Source organism: Allobosea sp. 05T433, from assembly GCF_056396065.1.
Window position 1 is genome coordinate 344,119 of sequence record NZ_JBFTKS010000004.1, and the last position, 24,885, is coordinate 369,003.

The 24,885-nt window shown below is 64.2% G+C and carries 24 protein-coding genes; 12 read left to right on the plus strand and 12 right to left on the minus strand.

The window, feature by feature from the left end; all coding sequences use genetic code 11:
* Positions 1–233: 233 nt before the first annotated feature.
* Positions 234–2,408 (plus strand): polyribonucleotide nucleotidyltransferase, encoded by a 2,175-nt coding sequence (pnp, locus tag AC1DGP_RS07975; RefSeq protein WP_476831953.1) that lies wholly within the window; start codon positions 234–236, stop codon positions 2,406–2,408.
* A 135-nt stretch (positions 2,409–2,543) separates the two neighbouring features.
* The gene (locus AC1DGP_RS07980; RefSeq protein ID WP_476831954.1) at positions 2,544–3,179 is read left to right on the plus strand and encodes a pyridoxamine 5'-phosphate oxidase family protein; all 636 of its coding nucleotides are present in this window, start codon (positions 2,544–2,546) and stop codon (positions 3,177–3,179) included.
* A gap of 117 nt (positions 3,180–3,296) precedes the next feature.
* Here AC1DGP_RS07980 and AC1DGP_RS07985 read toward each other — a convergent pair whose 3' ends face one another.
* From AC1DGP_RS07985 to AC1DGP_RS08005, 5 genes are all read right to left on the minus strand, one after another.
* Positions 3,297–4,295 (minus strand): adenosine kinase, encoded by a 999-nt coding sequence (locus AC1DGP_RS07985; RefSeq protein ID WP_113515707.1) that lies wholly within the window; start codon positions 4,293–4,295, stop codon positions 3,297–3,299.
* 67 nt (positions 4,296–4,362) lie between these two features.
* Positions 4,363–4,737, minus strand: coding sequence for a helix-turn-helix domain-containing protein (locus AC1DGP_RS07990; RefSeq protein WP_069878577.1), 375 nt, complete (start codon positions 4,735–4,737; stop codon positions 4,363–4,365).
* Positions 4,734–5,291, minus strand: a complete 558-nt coding sequence (locus tag AC1DGP_RS07995) for a Smr/MutS family protein (protein WP_476831955.1) — start codon at positions 5,289–5,291, stop codon at positions 4,734–4,736. Before AC1DGP_RS07995 ends, AC1DGP_RS07990 begins: the two co-directional genes overlap by 4 nt.
* Positions 5,292–5,294: 3 nt before the next feature.
* Positions 5,295–6,245, minus strand: a complete 951-nt coding sequence (gene mltA, locus AC1DGP_RS08000; protein WP_476831956.1) for a murein transglycosylase A — start codon at positions 6,243–6,245, stop codon at positions 5,295–5,297.
* Between the two features lie 221 nt (positions 6,246–6,466).
* Complete coding sequence (locus tag AC1DGP_RS08005) at positions 6,467–7,198, minus strand: Tim44/TimA family putative adaptor protein (RefSeq protein ID WP_069878579.1); 732 nt, start codon at positions 7,196–7,198, stop codon at positions 6,467–6,469.
* 245 nt (positions 7,199–7,443) lie between these two features.
* On the opposite strand from AC1DGP_RS08005, the gene secB reads away from it, so the two are divergent.
* Positions 7,444–7,941: a protein-export chaperone SecB gene (gene secB, locus AC1DGP_RS08010; RefSeq protein WP_069878580.1), complete on the plus strand. Its 498-nt coding sequence runs from the start codon at positions 7,444–7,446 to the stop codon at positions 7,939–7,941.
* A gap of 183 nt (positions 7,942–8,124) precedes the next feature.
* Positions 8,125–8,865 carry a TerC family protein gene (locus AC1DGP_RS08015; protein ID WP_441505103.1) on the plus strand — a complete coding sequence of 247 codons (741 nt, stop codon included), beginning with the start codon at positions 8,125–8,127 and terminating at the stop codon, positions 8,863–8,865.
* 30 nt (positions 8,866–8,895) lie between these two features.
* Here AC1DGP_RS08015 and dnaQ read toward each other — a convergent pair whose 3' ends face one another.
* From dnaQ to AC1DGP_RS08040, 5 genes are read right to left on the minus strand one after another with little or no spacing between them, the layout of a single operon-like run.
* Positions 8,896–9,603 (minus strand): DNA polymerase III subunit epsilon, encoded by a 708-nt coding sequence (dnaQ, locus tag AC1DGP_RS08020; protein WP_476831957.1) that lies wholly within the window; start codon positions 9,601–9,603, stop codon positions 8,896–8,898.
* Complete coding sequence (coaE, locus tag AC1DGP_RS08025) at positions 9,596–10,222, minus strand: dephospho-CoA kinase (protein ID WP_476831958.1); 627 nt, start codon at positions 10,220–10,222, stop codon at positions 9,596–9,598. The genes dnaQ and coaE overlap by 8 nt, the downstream gene beginning before the upstream one ends.
* A 15-nt stretch (positions 10,223–10,237) precedes the next feature.
* Positions 10,238–11,071 carry a shikimate dehydrogenase gene (locus AC1DGP_RS08030; RefSeq protein ID WP_476831959.1) on the minus strand — a complete coding sequence of 278 codons (834 nt, stop codon included), beginning with the start codon at positions 11,069–11,071 and terminating at the stop codon, positions 10,238–10,240.
* Between the two features lie 18 nt (positions 11,072–11,089).
* Positions 11,090–11,716: a Maf family protein gene (locus AC1DGP_RS08035; protein ID WP_476831960.1), complete on the minus strand. Its 627-nt coding sequence runs from the start codon at positions 11,714–11,716 to the stop codon at positions 11,090–11,092.
* Positions 11,713–12,543: a pyruvate, water dikinase regulatory protein gene (locus AC1DGP_RS08040; RefSeq protein ID WP_441492038.1), complete on the minus strand. Its 831-nt coding sequence runs from the start codon at positions 12,541–12,543 to the stop codon at positions 11,713–11,715. Before AC1DGP_RS08040 ends, AC1DGP_RS08035 begins: the two co-directional genes overlap by 4 nt.
* Positions 12,544–13,001: 458 nt before the next feature.
* Between AC1DGP_RS08040 and hemE the strand changes: the two genes are divergently transcribed.
* The 3 genes from hemE to rho all read left to right on the plus strand — a co-directional run bounded on the left by hemE (position 13,002) and on the right by rho (position 15,962).
* Positions 13,002–14,033 carry a uroporphyrinogen decarboxylase gene (hemE, locus tag AC1DGP_RS08045; RefSeq protein ID WP_476831961.1) on the plus strand — a complete coding sequence of 344 codons (1,032 nt, stop codon included), beginning with the start codon at positions 13,002–13,004 and terminating at the stop codon, positions 14,031–14,033.
* Between the two features lie 13 nt (positions 14,034–14,046).
* Complete coding sequence (hemJ, locus tag AC1DGP_RS08050; protein WP_441492040.1) at positions 14,047–14,472, plus strand: protoporphyrinogen oxidase HemJ; 426 nt, start codon at positions 14,047–14,049, stop codon at positions 14,470–14,472.
* Positions 14,473–14,696: 224 nt separating this feature from the next.
* Positions 14,697–15,962 carry a transcription termination factor Rho gene (gene rho, locus AC1DGP_RS08055; RefSeq protein ID WP_069878589.1) on the plus strand — a complete coding sequence of 422 codons (1,266 nt, stop codon included), beginning with the start codon at positions 14,697–14,699 and terminating at the stop codon, positions 15,960–15,962.
* 110 nt (positions 15,963–16,072) lie between these two features.
* Here rho and AC1DGP_RS08060 read toward each other — a convergent pair whose 3' ends face one another.
* Entirely contained in the window at positions 16,073–18,076 is a 2,004-nt protein-coding gene (locus tag AC1DGP_RS08060) for a thioredoxin domain-containing protein (RefSeq protein ID WP_476831962.1), read from the minus strand.
* A 50-nt stretch (positions 18,077–18,126) separates the two neighbouring features.
* On the opposite strand from AC1DGP_RS08060, the gene mnmE reads away from it, so the two are divergent.
* The 5 genes from mnmE to AC1DGP_RS08085 all read left to right on the plus strand — a co-directional run bounded on the left by mnmE (position 18,127) and on the right by AC1DGP_RS08085 (position 23,819).
* Positions 18,127–19,443 carry a tRNA uridine-5-carboxymethylaminomethyl(34) synthesis GTPase MnmE gene (gene mnmE, locus AC1DGP_RS08065; RefSeq protein ID WP_441492042.1) on the plus strand — a complete coding sequence of 439 codons (1,317 nt, stop codon included), beginning with the start codon at positions 18,127–18,129 and terminating at the stop codon, positions 19,441–19,443.
* 92 nt (positions 19,444–19,535) lie between these two features.
* Positions 19,536–21,425 carry a tRNA uridine-5-carboxymethylaminomethyl(34) synthesis enzyme MnmG gene (gene mnmG, locus AC1DGP_RS08070; RefSeq protein WP_441505110.1) on the plus strand — a complete coding sequence of 630 codons (1,890 nt, stop codon included), beginning with the start codon at positions 19,536–19,538 and terminating at the stop codon, positions 21,423–21,425.
* 3 nt (positions 21,426–21,428) lie between these two features.
* The gene (gene rsmG, locus AC1DGP_RS08075) at positions 21,429–22,076 is read left to right on the plus strand and encodes a 16S rRNA (guanine(527)-N(7))-methyltransferase RsmG (protein ID WP_441492044.1); all 648 of its coding nucleotides are present in this window, start codon (positions 21,429–21,431) and stop codon (positions 22,074–22,076) included.
* A complete protein-coding gene (locus AC1DGP_RS08080; protein ID WP_441505111.1) occupies positions 22,073–22,906 on the plus strand; it encodes a ParA family protein in 834 nt (277 codons plus the stop codon). The genes rsmG and AC1DGP_RS08080 overlap by 4 nt, the downstream gene beginning before the upstream one ends.
* 34 nt (positions 22,907–22,940) lie before the next feature.
* Positions 22,941–23,819 (plus strand): ParB/RepB/Spo0J family partition protein, encoded by an 879-nt coding sequence (locus AC1DGP_RS08085; protein WP_476831963.1) that lies wholly within the window; start codon positions 22,941–22,943, stop codon positions 23,817–23,819.
* A gap of 22 nt (positions 23,820–23,841) precedes the next feature.
* Here the strand turns inward: AC1DGP_RS08085 and holA are convergent, their stop codons facing one another.
* On the minus strand, positions 23,842–24,873 hold the full coding sequence (gene holA, locus AC1DGP_RS08090; RefSeq protein ID WP_441505112.1) for a DNA polymerase III subunit delta: 1,032 nt from the start codon (positions 24,871–24,873) through the stop codon (positions 23,842–23,844).
* Between the last annotated feature and the right edge of the window lie 12 nt (positions 24,874–24,885).

Here is a 24,885-nt window from a genome sequence, read left to right on the forward strand (position 1 = left end):
CGGGCGACATGATGCTCCTACTCCAGGGTCTGGCCGCAATGGTGCGGCGCCCTGACTCCAACGCGGCGGCCGCATGGGTGGCTTAGCCGCAGGCCTCCGCCGGACGCCCCGACGTCCATGGCAGGATCGCCGAGCGCTCGGGCGCAATGCTCACCGTCTCCCGAGCTTTCCGCCGTCTTGCCCATGGGCTTGAGACGTCCGGACGTGTGCCACATCCGATCCGAAAGAGAACCATGTTCGACATCCAAACCGAAGAGCTGATCTGGGGCGGGCGCAAGCTCGTGCTCGAAACCGGCAAGGTCGCCCGCCAGGCCGACGGCGCCGTGCTCGCCACCTATGGCGAGACCGTCGTGCTCGCCACCGTCGTCTCGGCCAAGGAGCCGAAGCCGGGCTTCGACTTCTTCCCGCTGACCGTGAACTACCAGGAAAAGACCTTCGCGGCCGGCCGCATCCCGGGCGGCTACTTCAAGCGCGAAGGCCGCCCGAGCGAGAAGGAGACCCTGGTCTCCCGCCTGATCGACCGGCCGATCCGCCCGCTTTTCGCCGACGGCTACAAGAACGACACCCAGGTGGTCTGCACCGTGCTCCAGCATGACCTGGAGAACGACCCCGACATCGTTGCGATGGTCGCAGCTTCGGCCGCACTGACCCTGTCCGGCGTGCCCTTCATGGGCCCGGTCGGCGCCGCCCGCGTCGGTTATTTCGACGGTGCCTACAAGCTCAACCCGCTGGTCGACGAGATCAAGGAATCGGGCCTCGACCTCGTCGTCGCCGGTACCCAGGACGCCGTCCTGATGGTCGAGTCGGAAGCCAAGGAACTCTCCGAAGAGATCATGCTCGGCGCCGTGATGTTCGGCCACAAGCATTTCCAGCCGGTGATCGACGCCATCATCCGTCTGGCTGAAAAGGCCGCCAAGGAGCCGCGCGACTACCAGCCGGCCGACCAGTCGGCGATCCTCGACGCCGTGCTCAAGGTTGGCGAAGCCGAGCTCCGCGTCGCCTACAAGATCACCGCCAAGGCCGAGCGCTATAAGGCTGTCGACGCCGTCAAGGCGAAGGTCGTAGAGGCGCTGGTCTCGGCCGAGCCGGATGGCGTGAAGACCTTCACCAAGGAACAGGTCGCCGGCCAGTTCAAGGAAGCCCAGGCCAAGATCGTGCGCTGGAACATCCTCGACGACGGCATCCGCATCGACGGTCGCGACGTCAAGACGGTCCGCAAGATCGTGGCGGAAGCTGGCATCCTGCCGCGCACCCACGGCTCGTCGCTGTTCACCCGCGGCGAAACCCAGGCGCTGGTCGTGACCACGCTCGGCACCGGCGACGACGAGCAGTTCATCGACTCGCTGGAAGGCACCTACAAGGAAACCTTCCTGCTGCACTACAACTTCCCTCCCTACTCCGTCGGCGAGACCGGCCGGATGGGTTCGCCCGGCCGCCGCGAGATCGGCCATGGCAAGCTCGCCTGGCGCGCGATCCGTCCGATGCTGCCGGCCAAGGGCGAGTTCCCCTACACGATCCGCGTCGTCTCGGAGATCACCGAGTCGAACGGCTCCTCCTCGATGGCCACCGTCTGCGGCGCCTCGCTGGCGCTGATGGATGCCGGCGTGCCGCTGAAGGCTCCGGTTGCGGGCATCGCCATGGGCCTGATCCTGGAAGGTGAGCGCTTCGCGGTGCTCTCCGACATCCTCGGCGACGAGGATCATCTCGGCGACATGGACTTCAAAGTGGCCGGTACCGCTGCGGGCATCACCTCGCTGCAGATGGACATCAAGATCGCCGGCATCACCGAGGAGATCATGCAGGTCGCGCTTGGCCAGGCCAAGGGCGGTCGTGACCACATCCTCGGCGAGATGTCCAAGGCGCTCTCCACCTCGCGCGCCCAGCTCGGCGAATATGCCCCGCGCATCGAGACGATGAAGATCCCGGTCGACAAGATCCGCGAAGTCATCGGTTCGGGCGGCAAGGTCATCCGCGAGATCGTCGAGAAGACCGGCGCCAAGGTGAACATCGAGGACGACGGCACCATCAAGATCGCTTCGGCCGACGGCAAGTCGATCGAAGCCGCGATCAAGTGGATCAAGTCGATCGTCTCGGAAGCCGAGCCGGGCATGATCTATGACGGCACCGTGGTGAAGATCATGGAGTTCGGCGCCTTCGTGAACTTCTTCGGCGCCAAGGACGGCCTGGTTCACATTTCCGAACTGGCCGCCCAGCGCGTCCAGAAGGTCTCGGACGTCGTCAAGGAAGGCGACAAGGTCAAGGTCAAGTTCCTCGGCCAGGACGAGCGCGGCAAGATCCGCCTCTCGATGAAGGTCGTCGACCAGGAGACGGGCGAGGATCTGACCGAGAAGCTCAAGGCTGCCCGCGACGCCGAGAAGGCCCGCGAGAAGCAGTCCGCCAGCGAGTAAGCTCCGGCTGCATCGCCAGACCACAGGACGCCCTGCATCTCACGATGCAGGGCGTTTTCTTTTTTGCGCTGCGAAGGGGCTGGCGCTCGCGCCTGTCTCCCAATAGTCTAGACTTATTGGTTCTTGGAGATCGGCATGACCGACCACAGCATCACGTCGCTTGAGACGCTCGCCGCCCGATATCCGAACCCCGTCGCGCCGGCCTCGGTCGCCAAGGAGATCGACCATGTCGACGAGAACTATGCTGCGCTGATCGCCGCCTCGCCCTTCATGGTGCTCGCGACCAACGGTCCGGAGGGCCCGGATTGTTCGCCGCGCGGGGATCTGCCGGGCTTTGTCACGGTCCGGGACGCGAAAACGCTCCTGATTCCGGACAGAAAAGGCAATAACCGTCTGGATTCGTTAAGAAATATTCTGTTCGATCCGAGAATCGGAATGCTCTTCCTGGTCCCCGGATACGGCGAAACCCTTCGGGTGAACGGCACAGCGACCCTTTCGACCGACCCCGAGCTCTGCGCGCGCTTCGAGATGGCCGGAAAGCTGCCGGCCTGCGTGATCGTGGTCGATGTGGAACAAGTCTACTTCCAATGCTCGCGCGCCGTGGTCCGGGCCGACCTTTGGAACCCGGCCAAACATGCCGACAGGCGTGAGTTGCCAAGCGCCGGACAGATCCTGCGTGACATCACTGCGCGGAACGAGGCGATCGAGACCTTTGACGGTGCTGCCTATGACAAGGCGCTGCCGGAGCGCGTGAAGGCGACGCTGTACTGAATCGTCGTGCGCAGCTGCACTTCCGGGCCGCCGCGTCGTGCGACGCGGCTCGTGAAATGGCGTGCCATGATCGAGACCCGCCCGACCATGACACGCCGAACCTGAAACCCGATCAGGTCACAGCAGGCCGTTGTCGCCCGCCAGCACCTTCAGGTTCACATCCGGCCTTGCACCGACATGGCTGATGATCTCGGCAGCGGCCAGCGCGCCGAGCCGCAGCGAGTCCCGCACCTCGCGGCCCGAGGTCAGGCCGAAGAGGAAGCCCGCGGCGAAGAGGTCGCCCGCGCCGGTTGAATCGACGATGCGCTCCACCGGGAAGACCGGTTCGGCGACGATGCCGTCAGGCGTCACCGCCAGAGCGCCCTTCTCCGAGCGCGTCACCGCCGCAACGATGTTCTCCGCGCGCAGCGCAGCGAGCGCGCTGTCGAAATCGCCGGTCTGGTAGAGGCTCTTCAGCTCGTGCTCATTGGCGAAGACGATATCGACCAGCCGGTTGCGGATCAGCCCGAGGAACTCGTCGCGATAACGATCCACGCAGAAGGAATCCGACAGGGTGATCGCGACACGGCCGCCAGCTGCATGGGCAAACTCCGAGGCCTTGCGGAAGGCTTCCTTGGCCGCCGGCGGATCCCAGAGATAGCCCTCGAGATAGATGATGTCGGCGTTCTGGACCGTATCCTTGTCGACATCCGCGACAGTGAGGCCCTGGCAGGCGCCGAGATAGGTATTCATCGTGCGCTCGCCATCAGGCGTAACGAAGATGAAGGAACGGGCGGTCGCCGGACCGTCGGCGGCAAAAGCGGTATCGAAGCTGACGCCCTGCGAGGTCAGGTCATGCCGGTAGAGCTTGCCGAGTTCGTCCTGCTTCACCTTGCCGATGAAGGCGCCCTTGCCGCCAAAGGAGGCAAGGCCCGCGATGGTGTTGGCGGCGGAACCGCCCGAGATGACCTTGGCCGGGCCCATCGCCGCATAGAGCGTCTCGGCACGGGGCTCGTCGATCAGCATCATCGCGCCCTTGGTCAGCTCATGCGCGACCAGAAAATCCTCTTCCGCGCGAGCGATGACATCGACGATGGCGTTGCCGAGCGCCAGAACATCGTAACGGGCATTTTTCATGAAGGAGTTCCGTGGGTTGGCGAAAATGGTACGAATGATGGGCGTTTCGCATCAGGACCCGATGCGGTCAAGCACGGCCACGCCGGCGACTGGCCTGGTCAAGCACGGCGCGCAGCGCGGCAAGTTCGTCGGGACCGAGTTCGGCGATCTCAAGGGCAAGCCGGTTGGCGATCAGCGTCGCCTCCGGTGCCAGTCCCGCAGTATCGACCGTGATGCGGGGGTGGGACAGCTCGGCGAGACGAACGAGTTCGTCAGCCTCGTCCCAGATCACGCCGAGCAGATGGATCACGCCCTGGATCAGCGCAAAGGTCGGCTGGCCGCGCTTGCCATGCTCAAGGGCCGAGAGATAGGCCGGCGTGACGCCCAGCGCCGCGGCCATTCCGGCCAACGTCACGCCGCGAGCTGCGCGCAGCTCCCGAACGCGCTGGCCAAAGGGTGTCACGCGCCGCTCTCACGGTGCCGGCGCAGACGGATATAGAGCGCGCCGGCGCCGCCATGGCGCTGCTCGGCCTCCTCGAAGCCGACGACGAAAGGGCGCAGATCCGGTAGCCTCAGCCAGTGCGGCACGCTGCGGCGCAGGACACCACGCTCTTCGCCGAAGATCGCATCGCCCGCGGCGCCCTTGCCCGTCACGACCAGAGCCAGCCTGGTGCCGCGCGCCTGCTCGCGGCGCAGAAAGGCACATAGCGCCGCATGAGCAGCATCCTGCCGCAGGCCGTGCAGGTCGATCACCGCCTCGACGGATTGGGTTCCGCGACGCAACTGGGTACGCAGGCGGCGCTCGAGCGGCGCCAGCGGCGGCGGGGTGATCCTGGGCGGTTTGACGGCAACCACCAGAACAGGGGCGGCAGCCTCAGTAGGAGGTGGCGCGGGGGCCGCTGCAGGCTCCTCAGGCGGCGGCGCGGCGCGCCCCCGCAATGGCGTCACCGAACGCGCAACCTGCCGCCACAGGGCAATGTCGGCCTCCGACAGGGTCTTCTCGCGACGGAGGCGCATTCCTCAGCGCGCCTCCGCCCGCGGGCAGAGCACCGTGAAGTCAAAGGAATGGCGGACCAGCCCGGCGCGATGACCCGCCGCCTGGCCGGAACCGACGAACAGGTCGACCCGCGACGGTCCGACGATGGCGGATCCCGTATCCTGCGCAATCATCAAGCGTGACAGCCGCTCCATGTCGCCGCTGCCGGTGGGAATTGTCGCATCGATCCAGGCTGGCAGTCCGTAGGGCCAGATGGCGCGGTCGACGGCGATGCTACGCAGCGGCGTCAGGGGCAAACCCGCACCACCGATCGGCCCCGACTCGGCCGGCAAGTCGTCCTTGCGGGCGAAGAAGACGAAGGAGCGGTTCAGGCGGATCAGGTCCCGGGCAAAACCGGCATCAGCCTTCAACCGAGCGACCAGCTTGTCCATGGTCATCTCGGCCGGCGGGATGTTCTCGCGCTCGCTGAGCACCCGGCCGAGTGACGTATAGGCGTGGCCGTTGCGGCCGGAATAGACCAGCCGCACGACCCTGCCGTCCTGCAACCGAACCCGGCCGGAGCCCTGCACCTGTAACACGAAGCGGTCGACCGGATCGCGCAGCCAGGCGATCTCCAGGCCCTGCCCGTCGAGCGCGCCATTCTCGATCGCCGTCCGATCGGGATAGGGCTCTAGGCCCCGGGGAGTGCGGCGGGCGGCGGACAAGGCAGGTTCCAGCCCCGGCCAAGCGTCGCCTGCAAGGCGCGTCACCAGATCGGCAGGGCGGGCATAGAGCGGCGTAGGGAACTGGGCGGAGGGGGCGAGCGAGCCTTCGAACTCCGGCTCGAAATAGCCGGTCATGAAGCCGCCCTCGGCGCCGCTCGGCCGGATGCGCCAGAAACTGAAACGCTCCTCGAAGAAGCGACGCGCCGCCGTCCGGTCGACCGGCCCGCGAGCCGTCAGCCTGCCGGCTTCGGCGCAGACAGCGGTGAGCACAGCGGGGATCGGGACGCCTTGCCGAAGCGGGGGATCGGTAGCGCAGCCAGCTGCGAAAATCGCCAGCGCAATGCGGTGATCGTCATCGGGCCATCCCGGTATTGCGCCGGGAGAGATGGCCTCTGCGCGGGCGCCGGGCGGCAAGCTTGGACCGGCGGGCGCTTGTGTCATTGCAGCGGACAACATGGCGGCCACCAGCGCAATGCGCCCGAGGCCACGGGTCACGCGCCGGCTTCGGTCGCGACCAAAAGCCAATTCGGGTCGCGGCTGCCGAGCTGACGCGAGAAGGTCCAGATATCGTTGACCTCCGAAACCGCCTCGGCGCTGCCGTCGACCACAACGCCCTGTGCATCACGGACAACACTGATCAGCTGCGAAACGAATGCGATCGTCACCTGAGCCGTCTTGCCCTTGACGTCGACGGCTGTGATCTCGGCCTTGTCGATCGAGACGAAGGAGGATTCCGCCTTCTCGCCGCGCTTCTCGCGGTCGGTAATCGCCTGCTCGAAGCCATCATAGACTTCCTTGGCGAGGAGGCCCTTCAGGACCTTGCGGTCGCCGCGGGCGAAGGCGGTGACGATTGTCTCGTAAGCAGATTTCGCACCCTGCAGGAAACCCTTCGGGTCGAAATCCTGCTCCTGGCGAACGATGGCCTCGATGCCGGCAATGATCGGCGAATCCGCAGGCGCAATGTCCTTCCAGCGCTCGGCCGCCGGAACGGCCGTCGCAGCGGGATCATTGGCTGCGCCGGGCAGGCGAATGACATTGTCGCGCTTGGCCTCGGGAGCGCCGGCCTGATCAGGTCGCATCGGCGGCGTCTCACGCCGCGCGAAGGGATCCTTTGGCGGCTGCTCGCTGCCGGTCTTCTGGCCAAGCACAGAGCGAAGCTTCCAGGCGACGAAAACGGCCAGAGCCAGGAAGACCAAAGTCGTCATGTCGAAGGAATTTTGCATCGAACGCTGATCCGGAACCCCAGTGACCGCCTCGCATCAACAGCGGCGGTCGGCCGGCCGCCGCATGCGATATGGTGATCAAGGCTCGTAACATCCACCCCCGAGCTTGTGAAGGCGGCTTCTTGTGCCTGAGGAAGCTCCATGATAGCCGACGCAAGCATTGCACCGGGGAGCGGTGCGCAGTCCCGGGCGCCGGCAAGGCGTGGGATTTCCCGATTAAAGCCTGCCAGACGATGATGGGACCGATGGCCAACGACATCCCCAACGGCAACGGCGCGAGCGAGGCGAACGCTCAGCCGAGCATGAATGCCCTGATCCAGTACACCAAGGACTTCTCCTTCGAGAATCCGAAGGCGCCCCGCGCGCTCGGCCAGCAGAACGAGCAGGGCCCGCAGATGTCCCTGCAGGTCAATGTCTCGACCACCGCGCTGTCGGAGACCGATTACGAGACCGTGCTCCAGCTCGAGGGCAAGGCCGTCCTGAACAACGAGACGCTGTTTGCGTTCGATCTCAGCTATGCCGGCGTGTTCCGGCTGCTGAACATACCGCAGGAGCATATTCACCCCGTTCTGGTGATCGACTGCGCGCGGCTGCTGTTCCCGTTCGCCCGCCAGATCATCGCGGACGCGGTCCAGACCGGCGGATTCCCGCCTTTCTATGTTCCGCAGATCGATTTCGCGATGCTGTATCAACAGCGCATGCAGGAGCTTCAGGCCCAGCAGCCGCAGGCGCCCAACGCCTGAGCGAGCCTGCCGCCTCCGCAAGCCGACGATATCGAAAGGGCCCTCGCGGGCCCTTTCTTGCATTTCAATCAATAATCGCGCGCATTTCGCAACGCCTTGCGCATCGGCAAGGCAAACTCCATCTCCCACATTCATTGAAGCGGGCGCCAATCCGGCGTCCGCATTTTGTTATGTGGAGACCCGATGGACCATCTGATGACGCTTGCTGCCGACCCCGCCGTATGGGCGGCTCTCGGGGCACTGATCGCCATGGAGGTTGTCCTCGGCATCGACAATCTGATCTTCATCTCGATCCTGACCAACAAGCTGCCTGAGGAGCAACGTTCGCTCGGCCGCAAGATCGGCATCGGGCTTGCCCTGTTCATGCGGCTCGCGCTGCTCGGTACCGTCGCCTTCATCGTGCAATTGACGGAGCCGATCGTCTCGCTCTTCGGCAAGGCCTTCTCCTGGCGCGATTTCATCCTGATCGCCGGCGGCCTTTTTCTGGTCTGGAAGGCGACGACCGAAATCCATCACAAGGTCGACGTCAATCACGGGCCCGATGTGTTCGACGGCGGTCGTGCGGCAACCGTGACCTTCGGCGCTGCGATCTTCCAGATCCTGCTGCTCGATCTGGTCTTCTCGATCGACAGCATCATCACGGCCGTCGGCATGACAGAGCATGTCCCGGTGATGATGATTGCGGTGATCGTCGCCGTGCTGGTGATGCTGCTGGCCGCCGACCCGCTGGCGAAGTTCATCGAAAAGAACCCGACGATCGTGATGCTGGCCCTCGGCTTCCTGCTGATGATCGGCGCCACGCTGATCGGCGAGGGTTTCGGCGCCCATATCCCGAAGGGCTACATCTACGCCGCCATGGCCTTCTCGGCGCTGATCGAGGGCCTCAACATGATGTCCCGGCGCGCCGATCGTAGCCGCAGCTGACCGACCCGAAGCTGAGCCGCGTGAGGCGGCTCAGCTTTCCTTGGCCAGACCGAGATAGCCGCTCCAGAGCGGTGTCTTCAGGGTCAGGATGAAGCTCTCATGAGCGGCCATTGCCGCCTCGTCGAGGCAGGGCGCGAGCGGGCGCTGGCGCTGCGGCCGCTCTGAAAGATCGGCGAGACCGTTGCCGGGACCGGCAGCGCTGACCACGCCAAGTCCGAGATCGGCCTGTTTGCCGCCGATCAGCTCGATATAAACCTCGGCGAGAATCTCCGAATCGAGCAGCGCGCCGTGCTGGGTGCGCCTCGTATTGTCGATGCCGTAGCGCTGGCAGAGCGCATCGAGACTGTTCGAGGCTCCGGGATGCTTGCGTCGCGCCATCGCCAGCGTATCGACGACCAGCGATGGATCGATCGGGCCACGGCCGACACGCTTCATCTCCATGTTCAGGAAGCCGACGTCGAAGGACGCGTTGTGGATGACGAGCCGCGCGCCATCGATGAAGGCTGCAAACTCCTCGGCAATGGCCGCGAAGACGGGCTTGTCCGCCAGGAAGGCATCGGACAGTCCGTGGACCTTGAAGGCGCCTTCCGCCATCGCCCGTTCGGGGTTGATGTATTGATGGAAGGTACGGCCGGATGGGCAGTGATTGACCAGTTCGACGCAGCCGATTTCAACGACGCGATCGCCGCCATTGGCTTCGACGCCGGTCGTCTCGGTATCGAGAACGATCTCACGCATGCCTGGACGCCTTTTCTTGCCGGCTCCGGCCAGGACGGCCGGCCAATGCCTGGAGGATAGAGCGGACCTGCCTCTGTGCCACCAGCAAGCCATGCGAGGTGTCCACAAGGAAGTGGGCGTGCCGGCGCTTCTCGGCATCCGGCATCTGGCGCGCAAGGATCGCGTCCAGCTTCTCCGCCGTCATCTCCGGACGCGCCAAAACGCGGGCGCGCTGCACTTCAGCAGAAGCCGTGATCACGACGACGGCGTCACAGCGATACCCTCCTCCAACCTCAAGCAGGAGCGGCACATCGAGGACCCCGATATCGCTCCCCGCTGCAATGCAGTTCTTGATGAAAGCGATCTCCTCCTCCCGCACCAGAGGATGAATGATCGCCTCCAGCGCGCGCAGGGCGTCGGGCTTGCCCACAACCATCGAGGAGAGTCGGGCACGATCGACGGCCCCGTTCACCACTGCGCCCGGAAAGGCCGCCGCGATCGGTGCGACCGCCCTGCCCCGGTAGAGCGCATGGACGGTGGCATCGGCATCATGGACAGGCACACCGTGGGCCCGGAACATCTCCGAGGTGGTCGACTTTCCCATGCCGATCGAGCCGGTCAGTCCCAGGATGAAGGTCATGCGGCACCCAGCGAATCAGGCGCCCAGGATATCGGCTTCGAGCCGGGCCCGCAGCGCCGGCGTGACCTTCGGGGTCACACCGAACCAGCGCGCGAAACCGGGGACGGCCTGATGCAGCAGCATGCCGAGGCCATCGACCGGAACACCGCCGCGACGTTCCGCCTCTTCGAGCAGGGGCGTCCGCAACGGCACGTACACGATGTCGTCAACGATCGTGCCGGGGCGCAGCCTGGTGAGATCGAGATCGAGCGGCGGCTTGCCGTTCATCCCAAGCGCCGTCGTGTTGACGATCAGATCGGCCGATCCGACCAGCTCATGACGCCTTGACCAAGCTTGTGCCTCCACCGGCGCTCCGAGTGCCCGGGCAAGTTCCATGGCTCGGTCGGCGCTGCGGTTGACGAGGATGATCCGCTCGAGGCCGCGGGCCTTCAGTCCAAAACCGATCGCCCGCGCCGCGCCGCCCGAGCCAAGAATGAGAGCCGTTGCGACCCGCTCGCTCCAGCCGGGAACGCTGGCGTCGAGATGGGCGAGGAAGCCGGCAGCATCGGTGTTGTCGCCGAACAGGCAACCATCGTCACGCCAGATCGTGTTCACCGCACCCATCGCGCGGGCGACGGGGCTGAGTTCATCGACCAGCAGCAGCGACGCCTCCTTGTGGGGAACTGTGACGTTGCCGCCCACGAATTCGCCGCTCCGCACCCGGGCCATGAACGACGAGAGTGCAGCCGGTGCGACATCGATGCGTTCATAGGATCCATCGAGCCCATGCTCGGCGATCCAGCTGCCGTGAATGAGCGGCGAGCGTGAATGGGCGATCGGGTGACCGATGACGAAACAGCGACGGGTCATGGAATTCAGATGTCCGGATCAATCGACGAGAGCGCCCTGCTCGCGCAGGGCTTCGAGTACGGCAAGGAGCGGGAGGCCCAGAATGGTGAAATGGTCGCCCTCGACGGCAGCGAAGAGCTGGGAACCAAGGCCCTCGAGCTGGTAGCCGCCAACGCTGGTCAGGATCGCCGGGCCAGCAAGTTCGACATAGGTCGCGATGAAATCGAGCTCGAGCCGCCGCATCGTCAGTCGTGCGGTCTGCCCGCCTTCAGCCAGGATCTCGCCGTCGCGCGCCAGCACAAAGGCGGAATGAAGCTCATGCGTGCGCCCAGCCAATGTCGCGATCTGCGCGGCGGCGCCAGGGAGATTCTCTGCCTTGTGAAAGATCTGGCCCTCGCAGGTCAACGTCTGGTCGGCGCCGAGCACGAAGCGGCCGGGCTTCATCACGGAGACATGCAGCGCCTTCGCGCAGGCAAGCGCCGCCGCGATCGCCTCGCCTTCGACTCCCTGTGCGAGGAGCGGCGCCTCGGCGGCTCGCTCGTCGATATCGGGCTTCAGGGTGTCCACCGGGATCCCGGCTGCGCGCAGCATCCCAGCCCGGGTAGTACTGCCGGAAGCAAGCAGCAGCGGCGCCGCTGCACGCCAGAGAGAGGGGCTCTTCGTCATGTCGCGATGAACTTCATGCGATGGTCGCGCAGCAGGTCGAGGATCGCTGCCGCCGTTTCCTCGATCGAGCGCCGGGTGACATCGATCACCGGCCAACCCCTGCGGGCGCAAAGCTTGCGCGACTGCGCGATCTCGTCGGCCACGGCTGTAGGGTCGACATAGGGCGTCTCATCATCCGCCTTCATCGAGAGCAACCGGTTCTGTCGAATCTGGACGATGCGCTCAGCGCTGGCGACCAGCCCGACGATCAACGGCTTTCTCAGCCGTTCAAGTTCGACCGGCAAAGGCACATGGGGGACCAGCGGTACGTTGGCGGTCTTGATACCGCGATTGGCGAGATAGATGCTGGTCGGTGTCTTCGAGGTTCGGCTGATGCCGACGAGGATGATATCCGCGCTTTCCAGATCGCCTCCAAGCTGCCCGTCATCATGCATCAGCGTGTAGTTCATCGCGTCGATGCGGCGGAAATATTCGGCGTTGAGGACATGCTGCGCGCCCGGCCGCGGCGACCCCGCCTGGCCGAGATAGGACTGGAACAGGGACAGCACCGGGTTCAGCACCGACAGACAGGGGCAGCCGAGCTCCTGGCAGAATTTCTCGAGCCGCTCGGCCCATTCCGCTTCGACGAGCGTGTAGAGCACGACCCCCGGCGAGGATTCGATCTCCGCCAGGACCCGGGCAAGCTGCGCCTCGGAGCGGACCAGCGGATAGACATGCTCGATGGCCGAGACCGATTCATATTGGGCGGCGGCGGCCCGGCTGACCGCAATCAGGGTCTCGCCGGTGGCATCGGACACCAGATGCAAATGAAAATAGTTGCGCGCCACGTGGGCTCCCGGGGCTTAACGAAGTTGCAACCTCTAGCGCGCCATATCGGCAATGCAAATTGTCGTCCTGGACCGGGACCCCCAGCGCTGACCGCGATGAGGGGTCACGCTGGTCATGGGGACTGCTGTGGACAACCGTACATCCGAGCGGAGCGCGGGACCGCGACTGTATAACTCCCTCTTTCCATCAACAGGCTGGCCCCTGGGGACACGTGGAGCGATGTTTCACGTGAATCATTTTAACGATCGGCAGCCCCGGCCGCGATTCTGATTTCTTACTAATCAGTTAAGGCGCCCCACCCCCCGGGCGATTCCACCCTGCGACATCGGCTCGCCCTGTGGACCGGTTGTGGACAAAGTTGGGCCGGGCTATTTGCCCCTGACCAAGAGTCAAAACAAAAGAATATCTCTCTAAGATTCTTTTAAGATTCAGACCTGAACGGCTGACCGGAGTGGGCATGGCGAACGAAGATCCGGTTTTCCTGCGGAGCCTTTCGGGCGAGGTGATGGCAAGGCCGCCGATCTGGCTGATGCGCCAGGCCGGACGCTATCTGCCGGAGTACCGCGAGGTCCGGGCCAAGGCAGGTGGCTTTCTCGAGCTCTGCTACAACCCCGCCTTTGCTACCGAAGTGACCCTTCAGCCAATCCGCCGTTTCGGTTTCGATGCAGCGATCCTGTTCTGCGACATCCTCGTCGTGCCGCATGCGCTTGGCCAGAAGCTCTGGTTCGTCCAGGGCGAAGGTCCGCGGTTGGAGCCCGTGGGCGATGCGAAGAGGCTTGGCGAGATCCACGAGGAGATCGACCAGGACATGCTGGCGCCGGTCTACGAAACGGTTGGCAAGGTCAAGGCTGCCCTGCCAGGCAACACCGCCTTCATCGGCTTCTGCGGGGCGCCTTGGACGGTCGCGACCTACATGGTGGCTGGGCGGGGCACGCCGGATCAGGGTCCCGCGAAGGAACTCTTCACACGAGACCCGGAGCTGTTCGCCCGGCTGATCGACCGGATCGTGATGGCGTCCATCGCTCATCTCAACGCTCAGCTCGATGGCGGCGTCGATGCGGTGCAGATTTTCGACAGCTGGGCTGGCTCGCTTGGCGAAGATGATTTCATGCGTTGGTGCATTGCGCCGACCAAGCGGATCGTCGACGGAGTACGGGCGCGTCATCCCAAGGCAAAGGTCATCGGCTTTCCCCGGGGGGCCGGCCGCCTGATTCCGAGCTATGTCAAAGCGACCGGGGTTGATGCTGTCGGGCTCGAGACGGACATCGATCGCGAATTTGCGCGGACGCAGATCCAATCGCTGGCGCCGATCCAGGGTCACCTTGACCCGCAACTTCTCCGGGCAGGTGGTACCGAGCTGGAACGGGAGGTCGCCGCGATCCGTACCTCCTTCGGCGCCGGTCCCTTCGTCTTCAATCTCGGGCATGGCATCCTGCCGGATACGCCGATCGCTCATGTCGAACGCTTGATTGCGGCCGTCAGGTCATGATGAGGATGCAGTGATGCTGATCGACTGGATCAAGGCTTTTCACGTGATGGCGGTCATCTCCTGGATGGCCGGCATGCTCTATTTGCCCAGGCTGATGGTTTATCACGCGGAGGCGCAGACCGGCTCGGTGCAGTCCGAAACCTTCAAGATCATGGAACGCCGGCTCCTCAAGGGCATCATCAATCCGGCGATGATCGTGACCTGGGTGCTGGGTCTGTACCTCGCCTGGGCGATCTATGGCTTCAAGGGTGGCTGGCTGCACGGCAAGATTCTGCTCGTGGTCATCCTCTCCGCCATCCATGGCATCCTGGTCGGACGGGTCAGGGCCTTTGCCGAAGATCGCAACGACAAGTCGGCGCGCTATTACCGGATCATCAACGAAGTGCCGGCACTGCTGATGGTCGGAATCGTGATCCTGGTCGTCGTCAAACCGTTCTGAGCGACGCCGACGTTTCCGGCTTGAGAGTCCACGGGAAACCAGCTATCAAGCGCAACGCGACTTTTTGCGTCCTCCCTGTTGTCGATGGTTCGTGAGCTGGCTGCCGGTGCAGACGCTCATGGTGCGCATCCCCTGCGCACTGGTCCTTCCAGGCCCTGTCGAGCCCTCCACTGAGTCCCTGACCTCCGCCATTCGTGTGGGGGCGTTTACGATCCGGGTGCCCCATGCGGGAAATCAAGCTTCACGAACTCAAGGTCAAATCGCCGACCGAGCTTCTTGCCTTCGCCGAAGGCATGGAGGTCGAGAACGCCAGCACGATGCGCAAGCAGGAGCTGATGTTCGCCATCCTCAAGCAGTTGGCCGCCAAGGAAACCGAGATTCTCGGCGAGGGCGTGGTCGAGGTGCTGCAGGACGGGTTCGGCTTCCTGCGCTCCTCCGACTCGAACTATCTGCCGGGTCCCGACGACATCTACGTTTCGCCGTCGCAGATCCGCAAGTTCGGCCTGCGCACGGGTGATACGGTTGAAGGGCCGATCCGTGGACCCAAGGATGGCGAGCGCTATTTTGCGCTGCTCAAGGTCAACACGATCAATTTTGAGGACCCGGAGAAGATCCGGCACAAGATCCATTTCGACAACCTGACGCCGCTGTATCCGGACGAGCGTCTGCGGCTGGAAGTTCAGGATCCGACCAAGAAGGACTTCTCGCCCCGCGTCATCGACATCGTCGCTCCGATCGGCAAAGGCCAGCGCGCCCTGATCGTGGCGCCGCCGCGCACCGGTAAGACGGTTCTGCTGCAGAACATCGCGCAGTCGATCACCAACAATCATCCCGAGTGCTATCTGATCGTGCTGCTGATCGACGAGCGGCCCGAGGAAGTCACCGACATGCAGCGTTCGGTGAAGGGTGAGGTTGTGTCCTCGACCTTCGACGAGCCGGCCACGCGCCACGTCCAGGTCGCGGAGATGGTCATCGAGAAGGCCAAGCGCCTGGTGGAGCATGGCCGCGATGTCGTGATCCTGCTCGACTCGATTACGCGCCTCGGCCGTGCCTACAACACCGTGGTCCCCTCTTCCGGCAAGGTGCTGACCGGTGGTGTCGATGCCAACGCGCTGCAGCGGCCGAAGCGCTTCTTCGGCGCGGCCCGCAATATCGAGGAAGGCGGCTCGCTGACCATCGTCGCGACTGCGTTGATCGATACCGGCAGCCGCATGGACGAAGTCATCTTCGAAGAGTTCAAGGGCACCGGTAACTCGGAAATCGTGCTTGACCGCAAGGTGGCCGACAAGCGCATCTTCCCGGCGATCGACATCCTGAAGTCGGGCACCCGCAAGGAAGAGCTGATCACGCCGAAGGATGTGCTGCAGAAGACCTATGTGCTGCGCCGCATCCTGAATCCAATGGGACCGCAGGATGCGATCGAGTTCCTGATCGACAAGCTGCGGCAGACCAAGCAGAACTCCGAGTTCTTCGACTCGATGAACACCTGATCGGATCGGGAATCGCGACGCCGCACGAAGCTGCAGCGTCGGAGATCCAATACTTTCAGCGAGGCGGATCGGCAGTCATGCCGACCCGCCTTTCTTGTTTGGATCCGGGGTCACCGGCCAGCAGAAACGGCATCCTGCAATTGATTCGGATCCGTTACGGGAGGCAGGCAACGCCCGGCGAAACAGATGAAGGCGGCACCGCTGCCTGCAAGACGCGCCATGGAAGCGGCTGGGTGGTCCGATGGTAGCGCGCTGGGATCGGGGCAGTCGACGATCATCGTCGTCGTGTAGGGCAATGCCAGCGCAGCCGCGCGAAGACGTTCGCGTTCGGGTCCAGCCAGGATGATCTCGATGCCGTGCCGCGCCAGATCATAAGCATTGAGTACGGAGCCATGGGCGACCGGCGCGCGCTCGGCAGCGGCCAATGCTGCTGCGAGAAACCGTTCGGCCTGGGCCCTATCGGTCGGGGCTCCGCTCTTGGCCGCCAGACGAAGCAGGTTCCCTGCATGCACGCCATTAGCGTTCGGGACTGCGTCGTCGTGAGTCGGCCTCGGTACGACCGGAAGAACGGCGCTATCGCGTTGAGTCATACCAAGTAGACTCGTATCGACGTGGCGGTAGTACCGCCAGAGATGGGCGGACCAGCGCAGGGCGTGGTCAAGGAAATGCCGTTCCGATGTGGCGTCGTGGAGTGCCAGGGCCGCTTCGATCATCGCCGCGTGATCGAGGGCAAAGCCCGGGGTGATCAACCGGCCCGCGCGGTAGGAGTGAGCGAGGCCGTCGCCATGCTTCATTGATTCGGCGACGAAATGGTAGGCTCGCCGAGCAAGGGCCAGCCAGGCGGGCTCCGCGAGTAGACCGGAGGCTCGCACGAGCGCCGCGATCATCAGCCCATTCCAGTCGGCCAGGATTTTGTCGTCGCGGGCCGGAGGAACCCGGCGAGCGCGCAACGCCAGGAGATCCCGCCGGATGTTGGCCAATTGCTGCTCGAATGCCGGATCCGGATCGGGCGTGTCGAGCCGGTTGAGGATTGTGACGCCTTCCCAGTTGCCATGGGCGGTGACGTCATAGTGCCGGGCGAAGAGTTCTGCGTCGGCTGGCGTGAGATGGCTGGCCAGCTCCGATGCAGTCCAGACATAGAATTTGCCTTCGACCCCCTCGGAATCGGCATCGAGGCTGGAGGCGAAAGCGCCCTCCTGTAGCAGCATGTCCCGCTCAAGCCAGGTGACGATGCCCTGGGCCGCGCTGTGCGCCAGTGGATTGCCGCTGCGCTTCGCCTCGAGCGCATAGAGCCCGAGTAGCTGGGCATTGTCATAAAGCATCTTCTCGAAATGCGGCACGAGCCAGCGCTCGTCGACCGCGTATCGGGCGAAGCCGCCGCCGAGGTGATCGTGAATGCCGCCACGCGCCATGCGTTCCAGGGTGCGGGTCGCCGGCAGGAGCGTGGTCGCGTTCCCAGTGCGGCTGCCGTGACGCCAGAGCAGCTCGATCAGGCCAGGATTGGGGAATTTTGGTGCGCCGCGCAGCCCGCCATGCTGCGGATCGAAGGATTGGGCGATCTCGCTGGCGATCTGGTCGAGGTCAGGTTCGTATCGGGCTTCCGGGCTTGCTGCAGCCTCACTCTGCTCGAGTGCAGCCTTGATCGCGGCGGCATTGCGCGCGACCCGCTCGGGCTCTTGTGCGTGGACGGCCGCGATCTGCTGCAGCACGTGGCTGAAGGAGGGCCGTCCATAGCGCGCCGTTGGCGGAAAATAGGTGCCGCCCCAGAATGGCTGACGGTCGGCGGTGAGGAACATGGTCAGCGGCCAGCCCCCCTGTTCGCCCAGGCTGTGCAGCGCGTTCATGTAGACCTGATCGATATCGGGTCGCTCCTCCCGGTCGACCTTGATGTTGACGAAGCGCGCGTTCATCAGCGCCGCGGTTGCCAAGTCCTCAAAGCTCTCATGGGCCATGACATGGCACCAGTGGCAGGCGGCATAGCCGACCGAGAGCAGGACCGGGCGACCGCTTGACTTTGCCTCGGCAAAGGCTTCCTCGCTCCATTCCCACCAATGGACGGGGTTGTCCTTGTGCTGCAGGAGATAGGGGCTGGCGGCGGCCCCGAGACGATTCATCGACGGATCTCCCAGGCGGATCAGCGTCGCAACGGAAAGATGTGCTGCCTATGACGACCGGACAGGATTACCCAACGATTGTGGCGCTATCGTCGGCCAATGGCCGCGCCGGGGTGGCTGTCCTGCGGGTGTCCGGGCCGCAAGTTCGATTCGTCCTCGAAACAATTTCGGGCGTTATCCCCAACCCGCGGCATGCGGTGCTTCGACACCTGCGCCACCCCGTCTCCCACGAGGTGATCGATTCGGCTCTGGTCCTGTTCTTCCCGGGACCAGCGAGCTTCACCGGCGAGGATGTCGCCGAGTTCCATGTCCATGGTTCGCGTGCGGTGATGGCGGCCCTGCTCTCGGCATTGACCGGGCTACCAGGGCTTCGATTGGCGGAGGCCGGCGAATTCACCCGGCGGGCCTTTGAGGCGGGAAAGCTGGATCTTGCAGCGGTCGAGGGCCTGGCTGACCTGATCGATTCGGAGACGGAATGGCAGCGTCGACAGGCGCTTCGGCAGATGGAGGGAGCGCTTGGTCATGCGGCCGGGCTGTGGCGAGATCAGTTGATCGGCGCCATGTCGCTGTTGGAGGCCGAGATCGACTTCTCGGATGAAGGCGATGTTTCCGGAGCGCTTGTGGAGAACGCCATTGTGTCCGTCACGGACGTGCTGACGAGCCTGCGCGATGCCCTTGGATCGTTTCGGATGGGCGAGCGCGTTCGTGAGGGATTTGTCGTCGTGCTGGCGGGACCGCCCAATGCGGGAAAGTCGAGTCTGCTGAACGCCCTCGCCCGCCGCGACGTGGCGATCGTCTCGCCGCAACCTGGTACGACCCGCGACATGATTGAGGTCCGGCTTGATCTCGCCGGTTTCCCGGTGACGTTGATCGATACGGCGGGTTTGCGCGAGAGTGTCGATCCGATCGAGGCAGAGGGTGTCCGCCGGGCGACGGCTCTGGCCGAGAAGGCGGATCTGGTGCTGAGACTTCGTGCAGTCGATTCGTCTCCGAACCGAGCGTCCGTTGAACCGCAGGATCTGATGGTTGCCACCAAGTGCGACTTGCCCGGGCAAGTTGGCGCCGGTGAACTGGCGGTCTCCGTGCAAAGCGGTGTCGGACTCGATACGCTGTTGAGGAGCGTTTCGGAGCGGCTCGGTGCGCTGACCAATCCAGAGCCCGCATTGCTGACCCGCGAGCGACAGCGCGTAGCGGTTACGGACGCGGTGGCGGCTCTGCAGCGGGCAGCGGGTTCCGGGCACGGACAGGTCGAGCTGCTGGCTGAAGACATCAGGATCGCCGTGCGCGCGCTCGAACGGCTCGTGGGGCGGATCGACGTCGAGGATGTGCTGGACCGGCTGTTTGCAGGCTTCTGCATCGGAAAGTAGAGAACCCGCTGCGCGGCGTTTCACGTGAAACCTTCAGCTGAGAGATCACAAGAATCTTGACCCTCGGCACGGGGTTGGCTAGCGACATGCGCATGTCCCATTCCATTGCCACAGATCGCTATGACGTCATCGTCGTAGGTGGCGGCCATGCCGGCGCCGAGGCGGCGGCCGCTGCTGCGCGTCTTGGCGCGCGCACGGCGCTGTTGACCCATCAGCGCGAGACGATTGGTGTGATGTCCTGCAATCCTGCGATCGGCGGATTGGGCAAGGGCCATCTGGTGCGTGAGATCGATGCGCTCGACGGTATCATGGCCCGCGCAGCTGACCGTGCTGGCATCCAGTTCCGGATGCTGAACCGCCGCAAGGGCCCGGCCGTTCGCGGCCCGCGCGCGCAGGCAGACCGGAAACTCTATCGGAGTGCGGTTCAGGATTTGCTCGCCGAGCTTGAGCATCTCGAGATCGTGGTCGGTGAGGCCTTTGACCTCGATATAGTGAATGGCGCGGTTCAAGGCGTCATTCTGTCCGACGGGCGTCGATTCGCTTGCGGAACGGTTGTCCTGACGACTGGTACCTTTCTGCGTGGATTGATCCATATCGGCGAGAAGACAATTCCGGCAGGACGCGTTGGGGAAGCCCCGTCGCTTGGTCTATCGGCCACGCTGGAGCGTCACGCGCTTCCGCTTGGTCGCCTCAAGACGGGTACGCCACCACGGCTGGATGGGCGCACGATCGCCTGGTCCACGCTGGAGATGCAAGCCGGCGACGAGCCGCCGGAGCCGTTCTCCGCGCTGACCGATGCGATCACGACGCCTCAGATTTCCTGCGGCATTACCCGCACCACGCTGGCTTCGCACGAACTGATCCGCGCCAACCTCCATCGGGCGCCGATGTTTTCGGGCCAGATCGAGGGCCGAGGACCACGCTACTGCCCATCGATCGAGGATAAGGTCGGCCGGTTCGGGGATCGCGACGGCCACCAGATCTTTCTGGAGCCGGAGGGGCTCGATGATCCCACCGTCTATCCCAACGGTATCTCGACCTCCTTGCCGGAAGATGTGCAGCTCGGCTTGCTGAAGACGATTCCTGGGCTTGAAGATGCAGCCATGCTGCGTCCTGGCTATGCGATCGAGTATGATTTCGTCGATCCGCGCGCCTTGAAGAACTCGCTCGAAACGCGCGCGATCGCCGGTCTGTTTCTCGCGGGCCAGATCAACGGAACGACCGGTTATGAGGAGGCGGCTGCCCAGGGGCTCTTTGCGGGCCTCAATGCGGCGCGGCGTGCCGGTGGTGCAGAGCCGATCGCGATGGATCGGACGACCTCCTATATCGGCGTACTGGTTGATGACCTCGTGACGCGTGGGGTGACAGAGCCATATCGGATGTTCACGTCGCGTGCAGAGTTCCGGCTGTCATTGCGTGTCGATAACGCCGACGAGCGGCTGACCCCGTTGGGTATCGAGCTCGGCTTGGTCGGAGGCGAGCGTGAACGCCGGTTTCAGGCCAAGGCCGCGCAAATCGACGGTTTGCGGGTGCAATTGAAGAACCTCCGGCTGACACCGCAACAGGCCGACCAGGTCGGCCTGCAATTGAACCGCGATGGCGTGCGTCGGAGCGCTTATCAACTCCTCTCTTATCCAGACATCAGCTTCGAGCAGCTGGCGGCGATTTGGCCGGAGCTCAACGCCCACCCCGCCTCCGTTGCGTCGCGCGTTACTGCGGATGCGACTTATGCTGTCTATCTCGACCGACAGGCTGCCGAGATCGGGGCCTATCAGCGTGACCAAGCTCTGGAGGTCCCGGCCGATCTCGACCTTGATGGTATTTCCGGGCTCTCGAATGAATTGAGAGCGAAGCTGTCGCAGCAGCGCCCGGCCAATCTCGCGCAAGCATCACGGATCGAAGGCATGACTCCTGCTGCACTGACCTTACTGGCGGCCCATGCGCGGCGGGATCGCAAGCGCGCGACGCAAACGGCGGCCTGAGTCGTGGCTGTTGACAATGATGACCGCGCCCGCGCTCTGCGCTTGACTCCTGTTTCACGTGAAACACAGGAGCGGCTCGCGCTGCTGGTCGCAGAGCTGGTCAAGTGGCAAAATGCGAAGAACCTGGTCTCTTCGACGACGCTTTCGGATGTCTGGACGCGGCACGTCGCTGATTCGCTCCAGCTCTTCGCATTGGCGCCTGACGCCAGAACCTGGCTCGATCTCGGCTCAGGCGGTGGATTTCCCGGACTTGTGATCGGGATCTGTCTTGCCGAACAGGGGCAAGGCCGAATCCATCTGGTCGAGAGCAATGCGCGCAAATGCGCCTTTTTGCGCCACGCGGCCAGGGTGACCGGTGCGCCTGTGACGGTTCATGCCTCGCGGATCGAGGATATCGTTGGGGAGTTCACAGAAAAAGTCGACGTCGTGACGGCCCGGGCGCTCGCACCGCTCCCGATTCTGCTAGGATGGTGCAAGGAGTTGTTGAGAACCGGGACACTTGGGCTCTTTCCCAAGGGACAATATCTAGATGCTGAATTGACCGAAGCGTCTAAATATTGGAAGATTCAGGCCTCGACAGTTGTCTCCGTGACAGATCCGGCAGCTCGCATTCTGTTGATTCGCGAGGCCGAGCAGCGGGCTGATACATGACCGATCTGACTCCCATTACCCTTCCCCCCCGCCGGCCACGTGTGCTGGTGCTCGCCAATCAGAAGGGCGGCGTCGGCAAGACGACGACGGCCATCAATCTCGGCACGGCGCTCGCCGCGATCGGTGAGAAGGTGATGATCGTCGATCTCGATCCGCAGGGGAATGCCTCGACCGGGCTCGGCGTTGACCGGAAGAGCCGGCAATCCTCGACCTATGATGTGCTCTGCGGCGATATCGGCCTTGGTCAGGCGCTGCAGGAAACCGCTGTACCTGGTTTGTTCATCGCGCCGTCGACGCTCGATCTGCTTGGTGTCGAGCTCGAGATCGCCAGTGCCAAGGATCGCACCCAGCGCCTCAAGAAGGCGATCGACGAAATTTCCGACGATCAGCGCTGTGCGGACCTGACCTATATTCTGATCGACTGCCCGCCTTCGCTCAGCCTGATCACCATCAATGCGATGACGGCAGCCGACGCCGTGCTTGTGCCGCTGCAATGCGAGTTCTTCGCGCTGGAGGGCCTCAGCCAGCTGCTCAAGACGGTCGAGCAGGTTCGCAATGGGCTCAATCCGCGCCTGATCATTCAGGGCGTGGTCCTGACCATGTTCGACCCGCGCAACAATCTCTCCGGTCAGGTCATGGCCGACGTTCGCGAGTTTTTGGGCGACAAGGTCTATGAGACCGTGATCCCGCGCAATGTCCGGGTTTCGGAAGCCCCGTCCTACGGCAAGCCCGCCCTGCTCTACGATCTCCGCTGTGCCGGCTCGCAGGCCTATTTGCGGCTGGCATCCGAAGTCATCAGGCGGGAGCGTGCGCTGCGCGCCGCTGCCTGAACTCATTTCGTATTTAGTATCAAGAGGTTGAATTATGGCCGAGGAACAGGGACGTTCACGTCTTGGCCGGGGTCTCGCCGCTCTGATTGGAGATGTCGGCGACGAGATCGGAGCGCTCGAGCGTGCCAGAGGCCAGCGTCGGGTTCCAGTCGAGTTCCTGCGGCCGAGCGCGCGGAATCCGCGGCGCAGTTTCGCGGATGACGAGCTCGAGGATCTGACGGCTTCCGTGCGCGAGCGCGGGATCCTGCAGCCGATCATCGTGCGCCCGCTCAAGGGCATGGCCGACGCCTATGAGATCATCGCCGGCGAACGGCGTTGGCGTGCCGCGCAGCGCGCCGGCCTGCATGAGGTTCCCGTCATCCAGGTCGAGGCTGACGACCGCGAGGCGCTGGAAATCGCCATCGTCGAGAACGTCCAGCGCAGCGACCTGAACGCGATCGAAGAGGCCGCCGGGTACGAGCGCCTGATTGCCGAATTCAGCTATACCCAGAACGATCTGGCCCGCGTCATCGGCAAGAGCCGAAGCCATGTCGCGAATACGCTGCGCCTTTCAAAACTGCCGGAGCCTGTCCGGCGGATGGTGGCTGAGGGCGCCGTTTCGGCGGGCCACGCGCGCGCGCTGCTCTCGGTCACGGATCCTGAGCTGATGGCGCGCAAGATCGTCGATGAGGGCCTCAGCGTCCGCGACATCGAACGGTTGGTGCAGGAAGAGGCGCGGGGTGAGAGCAGGAGCTCCCCTGGCAAGCCGAAACTCGACAAGGATCCGGACACCCGCGCGTTGGAAAAGGCGCTCGAGGAGGTTCTCGGGCTATCAGTGTCGATCCAGCACCGTCCGAGCGGCGGAGGCGACATGAAGATCGGCTACAAGACGCTCGATCAGCTCGATGCCCTGTGTCGGCGCCTGAAAGCCTGATCAGGCCCCTTGCGCTTACTCGCTAGGAACCGCGCCCGCCGCTCTGTGCCAGCCGGGCGAGGGTCCAAAGGGTGCGTGCAGCGGTTGGACGGGCGAGTTCGCCATCGCGCCTGACCGCAAGAGTTGCGGTTCCCAGAATGCCGACCGCTTCGGTGAGCTTCTGCACGGACCATACGTTCAACGCCGCTTCAGCGGCCGCCATGCGGGGAAAGGGCAGCCGCATGCTGGAGACCGCGTCCCGGGCGCTGCGGCCGCCATCGACGCTCTGACGGGCTTTCAGCAGCGTCAGGGCGTGGCGTAGCAAGCCGCCAAGCATCACCCCGGAATCGAGGCCTTCGCTCGACAGCTTCGCGAGCGCCAGATCGAGCACGGCCAGACGGCCGGCGAAGACCGCATCGACGAGCGCAGCCTGCTCGCGTTGTGCCGTATCGCCGACGACCGCCTCGATATGCGCTTCGGTGACGGCTGGATCTGCGCCAACATAGAGCAGAAGCTTTTCGATCTCGCGGCGCGATGTCTGGCGATCGCCGCCCAATAGCCCGGACAGCTGTTCGCGCGTGGTGCGGTCGATCGATTTGCCGGCAGCCCGGACCATTTCATCGATGATACTACCAAGATCGCGCGCCGCATCGCCGTAGCAGGGCACGGCGAGGGCCGTTCGTGCCTTCTCACAGGCCTGGCGCAGGGGATTGGTGCGTTGGAGATCACCCGCTTCGACGATGACGATCGCGTCCTGCGATGGCGTCGACAGCAGCGGCTCGACCGCCGCGAGCAGCAGCTTCGATGTCGGTGACACGCGAATGGCACGCCGGCCGCCGAACAGGCCGATGGTATTGGCTTCGTCTACCAGCTTGAGGGGATCGGCAGCGACATCATCGCCATCCATGCGAATGAGCTGGAAGGCATCGTTGATATCGTCGACGCTGGCGCGTGCGAGCGCTGTCGCCCGCTCGGAGACAAGGCCGGAATCGGGTCCATAGATCAGGATGAGGCGCCAGGCCGGGTCCAGCTTGGTCAGGGCCCGGTCGGCCTCATGCGCCTTGATGGCGACCATTGCCTGTCGTCC